General features: G+C 57.3%; 13 protein-coding genes. 3 read left to right on the top strand and 10 right to left on the bottom strand.

The genetic code is table 11. The annotated features are described in order from the left end of the window. Positions 1-3 precede the first annotated feature (3 nt). From ACR0AW_RS13425 to ACR0AW_RS13405, 5 genes are all read right to left on the bottom strand, one after another. Complete coding sequence (locus ACR0AW_RS13425; RefSeq protein WP_170392133.1) at positions 4-684, bottom strand: molecular chaperone DjiA; 681 nt, start codon at positions 682-684, stop codon at positions 4-6. Positions 685-693: 9 nt separating this feature from the next. Continuing rightward, entirely contained in the window at positions 694-1,218 is a 525-nt protein-coding gene (locus ACR0AW_RS13420; protein WP_170512323.1) for a GNAT family N-acetyltransferase, read from the bottom strand. After that, positions 1,215-1,817 carry a VOC family protein gene (locus ACR0AW_RS13415; protein WP_170732941.1) on the bottom strand — a complete coding sequence of 201 codons (603 nt, stop codon included), beginning with the start codon at positions 1,815-1,817 and terminating at the stop codon, positions 1,215-1,217. Before ACR0AW_RS13415 ends, ACR0AW_RS13420 begins: the two co-directional genes overlap by 4 nt. A 109-nt stretch (positions 1,818-1,926) precedes the next feature. Then, positions 1,927-4,053 (bottom strand): methylmalonyl-CoA mutase, encoded by a 2,127-nt coding sequence (gene scpA / locus ACR0AW_RS13410; RefSeq protein WP_170732942.1) that lies wholly within the window; start codon positions 4,051-4,053, stop codon positions 1,927-1,929. Next, a complete protein-coding gene (locus ACR0AW_RS13405) occupies positions 4,050-4,865 on the bottom strand; it encodes a hypothetical protein (protein ID WP_170732943.1) in 816 nt (271 codons plus the stop codon). Before ACR0AW_RS13405 ends, scpA begins: the two co-directional genes overlap by 4 nt. Before the next feature lie 170 nt (positions 4,866-5,035). On the opposite strand from ACR0AW_RS13405, the gene ACR0AW_RS13400 reads away from it, so the two are divergent. Continuing rightward, the gene (locus tag ACR0AW_RS13400) at positions 5,036-5,482 is read left to right on the top strand and encodes a DUF4174 domain-containing protein (RefSeq protein ID WP_170661939.1); all 447 of its coding nucleotides are present in this window, start codon (positions 5,036-5,038) and stop codon (positions 5,480-5,482) included. A gap of 76 nt (positions 5,483-5,558) precedes the next feature. Here ACR0AW_RS13400 and ACR0AW_RS13395 read toward each other — a convergent pair whose 3' ends face one another. Together ACR0AW_RS13395 and ACR0AW_RS13390 are read right to left on the bottom strand one after the other, a co-directional pair. Then, the gene (locus ACR0AW_RS13395; protein ID WP_170732944.1) at positions 5,559-7,604 is read right to left on the bottom strand and encodes an acetyl-CoA carboxylase biotin carboxylase subunit; all 2,046 of its coding nucleotides are present in this window, start codon (positions 7,602-7,604) and stop codon (positions 5,559-5,561) included. A 117-nt stretch (positions 7,605-7,721) separates the two neighbouring features. Further along, positions 7,722-7,925, bottom strand: coding sequence for a hypothetical protein (locus ACR0AW_RS13390; protein WP_170392147.1), 204 nt, complete (start codon positions 7,923-7,925; stop codon positions 7,722-7,724). A 650-nt stretch (positions 7,926-8,575) separates the two neighbouring features. Here ACR0AW_RS13390 and ACR0AW_RS13385 point away from each other — a divergent pair. Next, entirely contained in the window at positions 8,576-9,727 is a 1,152-nt protein-coding gene (locus ACR0AW_RS13385; protein ID WP_170392149.1) for a DcaP family trimeric outer membrane transporter, read from the top strand. Between the two features lie 86 nt (positions 9,728-9,813). Here the strand turns inward: ACR0AW_RS13385 and ACR0AW_RS13380 are convergent, their stop codons facing one another. The 3 genes from ACR0AW_RS13380 to ACR0AW_RS13370 form a co-directional block, all read right to left on the bottom strand. Continuing rightward, positions 9,814-10,167: a hypothetical protein gene (locus ACR0AW_RS13380; RefSeq protein ID WP_170392151.1), complete on the bottom strand. Its 354-nt coding sequence runs from the start codon at positions 10,165-10,167 to the stop codon at positions 9,814-9,816. Between the two features lie 136 nt (positions 10,168-10,303). Beyond that, complete coding sequence (locus ACR0AW_RS13375; protein WP_480439172.1) at positions 10,304-10,783, bottom strand: DUF6497 family protein; 480 nt, start codon at positions 10,781-10,783, stop codon at positions 10,304-10,306. A gap of 28 nt (positions 10,784-10,811) precedes the next feature. Next, complete coding sequence (locus ACR0AW_RS13370; protein ID WP_170732945.1) at positions 10,812-12,344, bottom strand: acyl-CoA carboxylase subunit beta; 1,533 nt, start codon at positions 12,342-12,344, stop codon at positions 10,812-10,814. A gap of 181 nt (positions 12,345-12,525) precedes the next feature. On the opposite strand from ACR0AW_RS13370, the gene ACR0AW_RS13365 reads away from it, so the two are divergent. After that, positions 12,526-13,731, top strand: coding sequence for a multidrug effflux MFS transporter (locus tag ACR0AW_RS13365; protein ID WP_170732946.1), 1,206 nt, complete (start codon positions 12,526-12,528; stop codon positions 13,729-13,731). The last annotated feature ends 11 nt before the right edge of the window (positions 13,732-13,742 follow it).

The following is a 13,742-nucleotide window of genomic DNA, read 5'->3' as shown; positions in this document are numbered from 1 at the left end:
GGATCAGACCCGAGCGCCATTGATTTCATCCCAGGCGCGGTTGATGTCGATCATCTTTTTCTCGGCCAGCCGCACCGCCTCTTCCGGAACGCCGCGTGCCAGCATCGCATCGGGGTGAGTTTCTCGCACCAGTTGCCGCCAAACCTTGCGAATTTCGGTCAGAGGAGCGTCGCGGGGAACGCCCAGAACCGTATAGGGGTCTTTCGGCGCATCCGGTACGAAACGCGCGCGCAGGGCCATGAACTGAGCGTCGGTCTGGCCGAAAATGCGGCTGACTTCTTCCAAAAACTCGTTTTCGTTCGGATGGTAGAACCCGTCCGCCATGGCAATGTGAAACAGCCCTTCCATCAAATCGCACAGGGTGGTGCTATCTTCGGCGAACATGCGGGCAATCCGGCGGGCGTAGTCCTGATATCCAGCAACGTCTGTCCGTGCCATGTCAAAGACCTTGGCCGCCCCGTCTTCATCTTCGGGCGCGATCTGGAACACTTCACGGAAAGCCGTCACCTCATCCCGCGTCACCTGACCGTCGGCCTTGGCCATCTTGGCGCCAAGCGCCACGACAGCAATCGCAAAGGCCACCGAACGTTCTGGCGGCGTGCGCAGTTTCTCAAACACCGCAGTCAGGCTTTCGCCCTGGGCAAGCGCGTTCAGCGCGTCGGCTATTCTGGACCAGATCGACATGGGCGCACCCTAGCGTGCCTTGTCACGACTGTCAGGTGCGACAGATGACTGCGGGCCGAGTATTTTCTGCATCAGGACAAGATCCAGCCGCTGCCCCCATTTGAACCCCACTTCAGGCATGCGTCCCACCTGCTTGAAGCCAATTGCCTTATGGAAGGCGATGGCTGCGGGGTTGGCCGATGAAATGCCCGCCACCAAGACATGCACGTTATCCTCCCGCGCGATGGCTTCAAGAGCCTCCATCAACGAACGGCCAACATTCTGGCCTCTGGCTTCGGGTGCCAACTGTATCGAATGTTCGCGGCACTGCGCATATCCCGGTCCCGAGCGGAAGGTGCCATAGGTCGCAAACCCCTCGACGGCACCACTGCGCTCGGCGACCAAGAAGGCGGGACCTCTGGTTTCGATCTCTGCCACCACGCTTTCGACGCTGCGTTCATCGGTGGTGAAAGTGACCAGCGTATCACGGATAATCACGTTTGCTATCGCCGCAATCGCGGATGCATCTTGGGCTCTGGCCTGCCGGATGTTCATTCCAGCACGCGCAACCCGTGCGGTGTTTCGATTTCAGCGCGCAATGCAGCCGGGCCGCTGTCAAACGCGACATACTCCAACGCCCCCAAACCTTTGGCTAAGTCGATTGCATCCGGATGGCACACAATAAGGCGGCGTAACCGGCAGCCACTGTCCTGAAGCATTTGCGCCGGATGCAGATCACCCTGCCACTCAATAAGCGCCGGAAAGAGGTTGTCAAATGGCAGACGTCCATTTGGGGGGACTGCCATACGCCAGCGCAGCGCGCCTCGGTTCAGATCGATAGGTTGTCCGACGCCGTCGGGGAAAACGGTCAGTGACGCTTCGATATCCGGAACCCGGCAAATCCAGTTGGTCAGGCGGGGTGATCCGGTGAACCGGTCCAGATCGAACCAGCGCGTCCTTTGCGGTTTGGAGGCTTCGGGGTCGATCGCAATCGCCTCCAGATAGAGCCCATCCCGCAAGCCCAGAAGTCGATTATACGTTCCGAATTTTTCGTGCTTGCCGCCGTCCTGAAGCCGTACGCCCAGCGCCTGTTCGATATGGTCAGAAGCTTCTTCAAGCGTTTCGCCCGCAACAGCCAGATGATCCAGTAACATGAAGACGCCTCCTGATGACAAACGACCAGACCATTTGGGTCTGGTCGCATGTTTTCCGCAAAGGGGCGAAATCACAAGATTTTTCGTACGAAAAATCTTGGCGCCGGCGTTAGGTTTTGGCTTCGCCGATCAAACGCAAGATGTCTTGGGCCGCTTCAGGGATGTTCGTTCCCGGACCAAAGATCGCCTTCACACCGTGATCGTAAAGGAACTGGTAATCCTGTTGCGGAATGACCCCACCGCAGATGACTATGATGTCTTCAGCCCCTGCCTTTTTCAGTTCCTCAACCAACTGAGGCGCCAATGTCTTATGCCCCGCAGCCTGCGAAGAGATCCCGATCACATGCACATCATTGTCCACCGCGTCCTGTGCGGCTTCTGCAGGTGTCTGAAACAGAGGGCCGACATCTACGTCAAACCCGATATCAGCAAAAGCAGTGGCGATCACCTTGGCCCCTCGATCGTGGCCGTCTTGCCCCATCTTGACCACCAGCAGACGCGGGCGACGCCCCTCGGCCTTGGCGAATTCTTCTATGGAATTCTGAATCGCGGCAAAACCTTCGTCACCCTCGTAGGCCGCACCGTAAACACCGGCCAGGGTCTTCACTTCGGCACGGTGGCGACCGAACTCTTTCTCCATTGCCATGCTGATCTCTCCTACGGATGCGCGGGCTCGGGCGGCCTCGACGGCGGCGGCCAGCAGGTTGCCTCCCTCGCGGGCGGTTGTTGTCAGGGCGTCCAGCGCCTGTTGGCAAGCCGCCTCGTCGCGCGTTGCACGGATACGCTCCAGCCGCGCGACCTGAGCTTCACGCACGGCCACGTTATCGACATCCAGAATGTCGATCGGGTCTTCTTGTTCCTTGCGGTACTTGTTGACGCCAACGATGACTTCTTCACCCCGGTCAATCATGGCCTGACGGCGCGCGGCGCTTTCTTCGATGCGCAGCTTGGGCATACCGCTGGCAACTGCCTTGGTCATGCCGCCCATCTCCTCGACCTCTTTCATCAAAGCCCAGGCTTTTTCGACCAGCTCATTGGTCAGACTCTCGACGTAGTAAGAGCCCGCAAGCGGATCGACCACATCGGTCACGCCGGTTTCCTCTTGCAACACCAACTGCGTGTTCCGTGCGATACGCGCCGAGAAATCGGTGGGCAGGGCAATCGCCTCGTCCAATGCGTTGGTGTGCAGCGATTGGGTGCCGCCCAGAACCGCGCTCATGGCTTCATAGGCGGTACGGACCACGTTGTTATAGGGGTCTTGCTCCTGCAGACTTACACCCGACGTCTGGCAATGTGTCCGCAGCATTTTCGACCGTTCGGATTTCGCCCCGAACTCCGTCATTACCCGATGCCAAAGGGTGCGCGCGGCGCGCAGTTTCGCGATCTCCATGAAGAAATTCATGCCGATGGCAAAGAAGAACGACAGACGACCCGCGAACTTGTCCACGTCCATACCCGATTGTGTCGCGGCACGCACATATTCACGGCCATCGGCCAGCGTATAGGCCAGCTCTTGCACCAGGTTCGCCCCGGCTTCTTGCATGTGATAGCCAGAGATCGAGATCGAATTGAACTTGGGCATTTCGTTCGACGTGTATTCGATGATGTCCGAGATGATCTTCATCGATGGCTCGGGCGGGTAGATGTAAGTATTACGCACCATGAACTCTTTCAGAATGTCGTTCTGAATGGTGCCCGACAGCACGGCCTTGTCATGCCCCTGCTCTTCACCTGCAACGATGAAGCTGGCCAGAACCGGGATCACCGCTCCGTTCATCGTCATTGAGACCGAAACCTTGTCCAGCGGGATACCGTCGAACAGGATTTTCATATCCTCAACGCTGTCGATGGCCACACCGGCTTTGCCGACATCGCCCACCACGCGGGGATGGTCACTGTCATAACCCCGGTGAGTCGCCAGATCGAAGGCGACCGAGACACCTTGCTGGCCGGCCGCCAGATTGCGGCGGTAAAATGCATTCGATTCTTCAGCCGTCGAGAAGCCTGCATATTGACGGATCGTCCAAGGACGCCCTGCATACATCGTCGCTTTAACGCCGCGCGTAAACGGCCCGAAGCCCGGAAGCGAGCCCATATGCGGCAGATCAGCCGTGTCTTCCTGAGTATAAAGCGGTTTGACGTCGATGCCTTCCAGCGTCTCTTTGGTCAGATCGCCCAAAGGTCGGCCGCGCAGCTCTTTTTCAGCCAGCACCTGCCAGTCGTTGGTGTCGGTCATGTCGTTTTCCTCTGTTCAATTCTGGTTTCGGCGGGGGCGACCCCGCGTGCATTGCTATCTGTCCGGCAGACCAGTTCAGCCCTCCCATCGGCGCCCGAGGCAAGCCATTCCAGATCATCGGCATAATCAGCCCAAAGCTGCATCGCCTGTTCAGCGGTCAGACCATGGGGCGTAGGTTTGGGCGCAGCATTCAACGCAAGGCCATCGCTGAATTCGGGCGCGGTGCGACCCGTCAGCGCCTGAAGCTGCGCCTGTTGATGACCCGCAAATTCCTCAAACGGCAAAACGAGCAATGGGACGCCCGGGAAGGCGTGGCTAATATCGGTGATGACGTCTCGCCAGCTCCGCTTGCTTTGCGCGATGCGGGTCCACTTTGTGGGCTCTATTGGGGCGCTGCCACGTTTGAACTTATAGGCGGCCACGGAAGACCAATACATATCCAACGCGCGGATATTCAAAGCAATTTTGGTGACTCTTCCATCAAATGCCCTTGCCAAAAGCTGCCCACGTTCCTGCATACCTGGATAGAGCGAGGCAAAGGCAATATTGCGCTCCATTGAGCCCACGAAATTCTCTTGGCTGACCAATAGCTGCGTCGCGCCGTCTTTCTGACATACGTCCAGCTCGCGGCGTAATCCATCACAGACCTCAGGCGTCAATTTGTTCAAGCTGTTGAGGCCATTGGAGCGTGTTCGCTCCGGCCCCCAATACGCCAGACCTTGATCTGCAAGGAGCTGCACGTTCCGGCTCAGATAGTTCTGGAAACTGGTGCTTGCACATCGATGTGCGCCGCAATGCAGGATCACTTCCATCGACCTACTCTCCCAACGCGAAGGCCGCGGGAACGGCGCGTTTTGTAGGCAAATTGATAAATACGCATGGGTGGGTGCGGCGTCCACGAAGCAAATTTTTGGTGATCACACGCATTTCGTCAGTCGCATTCGCCCCAGCAGAGGCTATATTCATGACAACAGGAGGCCTCATGACACGCACGCTTGCCTTTGTTTTCTCGGCACTATTCCCGTTGGCCGCCTTGGCCGCCGACGCGACTGCCCCTGCGGATGACAGCTTTGTTCGTCCAGTAGCTGACAGCGATCTAAGCGATTTTCTCTGGACGCATCGCCCGATCGTCGTTTTTGCCGATACCCCGGCAGACCCAAGATTCCAGCAACAGATTGACATGTTACTCGAAGGCGAAGACGCAATGCGGGATCGCGACGTGGTTGTCTTGACCGATACTGATCCGGCGGCGCGATCATCGATCCGATCAAAACTGCGACCGCGTGGTTTCCAGATGGTGTTTGTCGACAAGGATGGTGTCGTCAAACTGCGCAAACCCAGCCCATGGAGCGTGCGTGAGATTGGCCGATCCATTGACAAGACGCCTTTGCGCGAACGCGAAATCCGCGAACGACGTGAGGGCGGCTGAGCACCTGCGACATGCCTCAAGATCCCGGCGGAAGCCGCTGGGAACCTTGAAAGATATGTCGCAGGTGCGCGCATCATCACTCGAACTCGATGATCACATCGTCAACGGCCAGACTGTCGCCGGGGCCCGCGTTGATCTTGGAGACAACGCCCTTTTTCTCGGCGCGCAGGATGTTCTCCATCTTCATCGCCTCAACGGTACAAAGTGCCTGACCTTCCTGCACCTCCTGACCTACTTCCACATCAATCTTCACGATCAAGCCCGGCATTGGGCAGAGCAGCATTTTCGATGTATCAGGCGGCAGCTTCTCGGGCATCAGGCGGGCCAGTTCGGCCTGACGCGGGGTGCGCACATGTACCTTGAGGTCAGCCCCTCGGTTTCGGATACGGAACCCGCCCGATACCTTTCCAACCTTCAAGACCAACGGGCTGCCATCCACGTCCAACACCGCAAGTTGGTCACCCGGCGTCCAGTCAGAGGACACACGCAGAGCTGACCCGTCTTTGAATTTGACAGTCGCGCCCTGTTTGTCAGCCTTAACCTTGACGCTGAAATCCTGCCCTTGCAGAGCGACATTCCAACGTTTGCCGACTTTCCGTTCATGGTTGTCCATCCGGCCTGATACGCGGGTGCGACGGATTTCGGCAACCCGGTGCATGGCAGCGCACGAGGCTGCGATGCGACGCAGATCTTCTTCGGGAAGGTCGACGCCTTCAAACCCGTCCGGATACTCCTCGGCGATGAAAGCGGTCGTCATGTCACCACTTACAAATTTCGGGTGATCCATGACCGCTGACAGGAATGGCAAATTGTGACCGATGCCTTCGACTTCGAAACTGTCCAGCGCCACGCGCATCGCCTCAATCGCCTGTTCGCGGGTCGATGCCCAGGTACACAGCTTGGCGATCATCGGGTCGTAATACATGCTGATCTCGCCGCCCTCATAGACGCCGGTATCGTTACGCACAGCGCTATCCCCTTTAGGCGCATCACCTTGCCATTTGTCATTCACAAGCAGCGGGCCTGCTGCGACCTCCTGCGGCGGGCGATAACGGGTAAGGCGGCCAATCGAGGGCAAGAAGCCACGATACGGGTCCTCTGCATAAAGACGGTTTTCAATCGCCCAGCCTGTCAGGGTGACGTCATCCTGCGTGATCGACAGTTTTTCACCAGCGGCCACACGGATCATCTGTTCGACAAGATCGACACCAGTGATCAGTTCGGTCACCGGGTGTTCCACCTGCAGGCGGGTGTTCATTTCGAGGAAGTAGAAGTTCTTTTCGCCATCCACGATGAACTCGACCGTACCGGCGCTGGCATAGTTCACAGCCTTGGCCAACGCGACCGCCTGTTCGCCCATCGCCTTGCGGGTTTCAGGGTCAAGGAACGGCGATGGCGCCTCTTCCACAACTTTCTGGTTCCGGCGCTGGATCGAGCATTCGCGTTCCCCGAGATAGATGCCATTGCCGTGACTGTCACAGAGCACCTGAATCTCGATGTGGCGCGGCTGAGTCACAAATTTCTCGATGAAAATCCGGTCGTCGCCGAAGGAGTTCGCGGCCTCGTTCTTGGATGACTGGAAACCTTCCCGCGCCTCTTCGTCATTCCACGCAATCCGCATGCCCTTGCCACCGCCGCCAGCGCTGGCCTTGATCATCACCGGATAGCCAATGTCGTTCGAAATCTTCACCGCCTCATCGGCGTCTTCGATCAGGCCCATGTAACCGGGCACCGTCGAAACCCCGGCCTCCTGCGCGATCTTCTTCGAGGTGATCTTGTCCCCCATGCTTTCGATCGCACCGACCGGGGGGCCGACAAAGGCGACGCCTTCGGCATCCAGCGCCTCGGCGAATTTGGAGTTCTCGGACAGAAAGCCATAACCGGGGTGGACCGCCTGCGCGCCGCTTTTACGGATGGCATCCATCACCTTGTCGATGACGATGTATGACTGGTTGGCGGGCGGCGGGCCGATATGCACGGCCTCATCCGCCATTGTAACATGCAGGGCGTTCTTGTCAGCATCTGAATAGATGGCAACCGTGCCAATGCCCATCTTGCGGGCGGTCTTGATGACCCGGCAGGCAATCTCGCCCCGGTTTGCGATCAGGATCTTGTTGAACATGGAACGTCCTTTGGCTTGATGTTCTGGAAACGCAAAACGCCGCCGCGGGGCGTTGACCCCACGACGGCGTGATGCGCAATGACGGACGGGACTTTTCCAGCCCCGTTAAATTCAGCTTTAGTTACAGTTGTTCTGGGTCTTGCAGTAAAGCACGTTGCCCGCAGCCCCGACTGCCGCCCCAAGCAGCGGATCTGCACTGAGGACCGCTGCCCCCAGAGCCCCCGCACCGCCGCCAAGGATCGCCTGTTCGCCGGTCGAGCCACCGCAGGCCGCCAAACCCGCGCAGGTTGCCAACGCAAGGGAAATTCGTTTGATTCGCATGGTTTCTGCCCTTCTAGATTTTTTGCAGTCTTTGAGAGCAGATGCCGATTTCGCGCCTTGTTATGCAATAACACGGACCACAAACTTGCGAATTGCGCAGGTTTTTGCCGCTTTTTGTCCAAACCTGACAAAAAGAAAACCGCGGACAGAACTCTGTGGGGAACACAAGCCTGCCCGCGGAAGGAAGGGGTACGGAATAGTAGGTGCTTGTGCGACGCAGGCAAAGTAGAGCCGCACGGCCCAATCACTGTGCACAGCACAATTCTGGCCGCCAACCAGTTATTGTTTCCATCTGAGATTCCGGCTGAAACCTGCCCATCCAGCGCGGCACCACGCAGATTTGCGCCGACGTCGTAATCGCCCGGACAGCGACGACTACGTCTGAAATCCGTCACGTTCCTGTTACAAATCGAAGACTTGTAGCGAGGCAGTGCGCGAGGCACCTCACGCAACATCACTACAAACTCACGCAAAAATCCTTCCGGTGACAGTAACTTAGATTCCGGTTTCAGCGCAGCGTGAAACGTCACATGTCTACCGACACTTTTGCTTGAAAAATTGAGAGCATCTTCTCTCAACTTGGTGATTTCCCAAGAATTCAGTTGCGTGGAACGGTGCCCCTGCACACTCGCACACAAGGAACTATCCATATGATAACAAAGGGTAAAAATGCTAGCCTGCTTGCTGCCAGCGCGCTTTCCGTGACCGGTATGCAAGCCTTGGCGCAAGATGCACAAACTCAGGCTGAACTGGATGCACTGCGCGCCCGGGTCGAAGCGCTGGAATCCTCCAATCCCGGGTCTGGCACTGGGGATCTGCAGATCGGCAACACCACTCTGGACGTCTACGGTTATGTCAAAGCCGACTTCTTCTATGACTTCGAATACGATCAGGGCGACACCGCATTCGTAAACGTGATTGGCGAACCCTCGGCCGAGACAGATGGTACGTTTGGCGCCACAGTCCGTCAGTCTCGTATCGGGCTGCGCACCAGCACGCCTTCGGGAATCGGAGACATTCAGGGCCAGATCGAAGTCGATGCCTTCGGCTCGGACGGAACCGCCGAATTCCGAATTCGTCATGCCAATATCCGAATTGGGGAACAATGGCTGATCGGACAATACTGGACCAATTTCCAACCTCTGGACACCTACCCGACCTCGGTGGAATTTAACGGGCCGGTCGGGATCGCTTTCGCGCGCGTTCCGCAGGTGCGCTACACCAACAATATCGGATCGAATACCACCTTCGCCGTTTCCGTTGAAGAAAACGTCGGCGGCTCGGATTCGGATGATCCTGTGCTGACTGGTTCGGTCGAATACAACGATGGCAAATACATCGCTCGTGCCTCGGCGCTCTACGGCAAGGCGCAATCCGGCGACGTCGAGGTCGATCAGACCGGTTTCTCTTTGTCGGGCTCGATCCGACCGTGGGAAGGTGGGTTGTTTCAGGTCAACTATGTCAACGGCGAGGCACTTGGCCCCTACCTGATCGGCTTGGGTGACGCAGTCGTCGGGGGTCAGGCCAACGATGTTGATGGCTACACCATCGAATTCCGTCAGGACCTGAGTTCCAAATGGAACGTCGGCATCGCCTATGGCAAGGAAGACTACGACCTGCCTACATCGACCGGTACTTTGTCGTTCACCGAGCTTGAGACGATCCACGTCAATGCCTTTTACAAGGCGACAGACAACCTGACGCTCAGCGCCGAATACATCTATGGAGAGCGGAACGACACAATTTCCGGCGACACATTCGACGGCAATCGTGTCCAGTTGGCCGCGCAACTCAACTTCTGATGAAAACAGCCTACCCTGCCCATTAGCGGGCAGGGTTCCAGTGTCACTGATCATCTGAGTGTTATGTGCGGCAGCCCCGGTCACAATCAGCGCACTCCGTCGAACACGTCAGGGAAAGATTGGCGCGCGGCGTCCAGATTGATCACCAGCAGAGCATCGTAGCTTGCAGGATCAAACGGGTCTTCGGCGGCGACAACCTCACGCCCGAACAGCCAACTTAGACGGCCCGCGTCCAGATTGCCTCGCTCAAAGGGCTGATCACCAAAATGCGCCCATAACGCCTCGATAAACGCGACATCTGCGCGCTTGTCGGCGGGTTTGCGATCGCGAAAGCGTTCTCGCTGGGTCAGCGGCGTAACGCCCTTGGGATTGGCCCGCCGAATGGTGAACTGGAAGTCTGTTCCGGGCAAACGTCCGGGGAAACCGCGATGTTTCAGCATTGCGAAACCTCAACGGACAAGTTCCAGATATGGCAGGCCATCGGACATGCCTGCGGGATTGAAGTGATCATGCGAACCTCCAGAGCTGCATCACTGTATCGGGACACTCTGAGACCGTGACATTGTTGGTTCATGGTCAGAGCCCCTCCCAGATACACCGGGATTGATCCAGCCGGTAGGCTTCGAAGAACTGCGTTGCGTCAGGTTCGGAGGTGCCGAACGCTACCGGTCTGTCCGAAAACGAAATCACAATCCGGGCAGGCTGCAATTCGTGCTGGGCCACGTAAGGCACCGCCAGTGTTTCACACAAATGCTCCATGTCGACTACGGCGACATCATATGTGATACGACCTGCAGTCGATCCGATCTTGGGTGCAATGAACCGAAACCGCACCCAAAGCTCACCCGGATTGGTGTCCAGAAGCACATCGCTAAGCTCGACCGGTTGACCCGACGGCACGGGCAGCAGGTTTGAGGCCAGCGCCGAACCTACTCCGACCAGCAACGTAAAAACCCCGGCGCATCCCCGGATCCGCCAGCGGCGGCTTCCTTCCTCCGGGGGAGCGTGCAGAGTGGTTGCAACCTGCACGGTCTTATGTCCGGTCAATCGGGGCATTTACGGCTCGGGCCTCCTCGGCGGGCATTTACAGCGGGATATTGTCGTGCTTTTTCCAAGGGTTCTTCAGTTGCTTGCCGCGCAGGCTCGCAAATGCACGTGATACACGGCGGCGGGTCGATTGTGGCATGATCACCTCGTCGATAAAGCCGCGCTCGGCCGCGACGAAAGGATTTGCGAACCGGTCCTCGTAGTCCTGAGTGTGTTTCGCAATCTTGTCGGCGTCGCCCAGATCGGCGCGGTGGATGATTTCGGTCGCGCCCTTTGCGCCCATCACCGCGATCTCAGCCGTGGGCCACGCATAGTTGAAGTCGCCGCGCAGGTGTTTGGAGGCCATAACATCATACGCGCCACCGTAGGCCTTACGCGTGATTACGGTGACCTTTGGCACGGTCGCTTCGCCATAAGCAAATAGCAGTTTCGCGCCGTGCTTGATCACGCCGCCATACTCCTGCGAAGTGCCCGGCAGAAAGCCCGGAACATCAACAAGCGTCAGGATCGGGATTTCAAAGCAATCACAGAACCGCACGAACCGGGCCGCTTTTCGGGAACTATCGATGTCCAAACATCCTGCCAATACCATGGGTTGGTTGGCCACGACGCCCACGGTCTGCCCTTCAAGCCGGATAAAACCGGTGATGATGTTCTCAGCGTAGTCTTCCTGAATCTCGTAAAAATCACCCTCATCCGCCACTTTGGTGATCAGTTCCTTCATGTCGTACGGCGTGTTCGGATTGTCCGGGATCAGCGTATCCAGCGATGTCTCGACCCTGTCAGGGCTGTCAAAAAACGGACGAACTGGCGGTTTCTCGCGATTGTTGAGCGGAAGGAAGTCGACAAGACGGCGCACCTCGGCCAGGGCCTCCACATCGTTTTCAAACGCACCATCAGCGACCGAAGACTTTTTGGTGTGGGTTGAAGCCCCGCCCAATTCCTCTGCCGTCACGACCTCATTGGTGACGGTCTTCACAACGTCTGGGCCGGTTACGAACATGTACGAGGTGTCTTTGACCATGAATATGAAGTCGGTCATCGCAGGACTGTAAACCGCACCACCTGCACACGGCCCCATTATCACGCTAATCTGTGGCACGACGCCTGAGGCCATGATGTTACGCTGGAACACCTCAGCATATCCGGCCAATGAAGCGACGCCCTCCTGAATCCGCGCCCCGCCCGAGTCGTTGATCCCGATCACCGGCGCTCCGTTTTGAACTGCCATATCCATGATCTTGCAAATCTTCTGCGCATGGGTTTCTGACAGCGAGCCACCGAATACGGTGAAATCCTGGCTGAAGACGTAGACCATTCGACCATTGATTGTACCCCAGCCTGTGACCACCCCGTCACCAGCAGGCTTTTGTTTCTCCATTCCGAAATCAGTGCAGCGATGGCTGACAAACATGTCAAACTCTTCAAAGCTGCCTTCGTCTACCAGCAACTCGATCCGTTCGCGTGCCGTCAGCTTTCCGCGGGCGTGTTGCGAGTCGATGCGTTTTTGCCCACCACCCAATCGCGCGTTGTTGCGACGGCCTTCGAGCTCGGAAAGGATGTCTTTCATGTCGGTAGTCTCCCAAGAGAATTTGCGCGACCATAACGATTTGGGATCGGCGGCCAAAGAAGTTTTCGGCAAATTTGCAAATATTTGGCAACACTATTTGAGATAACTGCAAATTTGTTAATTAACACAACAAGCCAAACTGCCGATGGCATTTCGCGCGATCAGGGTCTAAAGGTAAACCATGCAGTTCAGTTCACCCTCTGTCAGCCGCACGCCCCCCACGCTTGCAACACTCGTTTTGTTGTCAGGATTGTCGGCGCTGAGCATGAATCTGTATCTGCCCAGCCTTCCCTTTATGGCGACGTATTTTCAGACTGATTACAAGGTGATGCAGCTTTCGATCGCGCTTTATCTTCTGGTCAACGCGGCACTGCAAATCTTAATAGGACCCATTGCCGATAAGGCCGGACGTCGGCCTGTACTGCTGTGGGGACTCGCCTTTTTTCTGCTTGCAACGCTGGGGTGTATATACGCCCCAAATGTCGAGACCTTTCTCGCTTTCAGAATGTTTCAGGCCGTCATTGTCGTTGGTATTGTCTTAAGTCGTGCGGCTGTGCGGGACATGTACGAACAGGACCAGGCTGCTTCGATGCTCGGATATGTCACCATGGGGATGGCAGTCGTCCCGATGATCGGTCCTGCTGTCGGCGGGCTTCTCGAAGAAACTTTTGGCTGGAAAGCCAATTTCTGGCTACCCTTTGCCCTTGCGGCGCTAGCGCTGGTGCTGACCTACCAAGATTTTGGCGAAACCGCAGCCGCAAGCGGCAAAACACTGATGCAGCAATTTCGCGAATATCCTGAATTGCTGAGATCGCCCCGCTTCTGGGGCTATTCCCTGTCCTCGGCGTTCTCTTCAGGTGCGTTCTTTGCCTATCTCGGGGGCGCACCCTTTATCGGGACCGAAGTGTTCGGCATGACAGCCGCCGAGGTCGGCATCTACTTTGGTACGCCTGCGATTGGCTATTTCTTCGGCAACTTCATCAGCGGTCGATTCTCGGTTCGCTTCGGCGTCAACCGAATGGTGCGCTGGGGATGCTGGCTGAATGCAATTGGCGTGGCCCTATCAGCTTTGTTGTTCCTAGTGGATTTGGGAACGGCGCTCAGCTTCTTCGGCCTGATGACCTTCGTCGGGTTGGGCAACGGCATGGCGATCCCAAATGCAACCGCCGGATCGCTTTCGGTCCGCCCGCATCTTGCGGCCACTGCCTCTGGTTTGAGCGGTGCGATCATGTTGGGCGGCGGCGCGGCACTCAGCGCATTGGCAGGCGCATTGCTGACGCATGAGACGGGCGCGATGCCTCTGCTTTGGCTGATGCTGGCAACCGCCGCACTGGCAATCTGCGCGATCAGCGTTGTTATCTGGCGCGAACGGCAATTGGGTCTGTAGACGGCTTGCGC

The sequence above is a fragment of the Ruegeria sp. C5 genome (genome assembly GCF_056537605.1).
The sequence above is the reverse complement of the archived record's forward strand: the minus strand, read 5'-3'. Positions and strand labels throughout refer to the sequence as shown.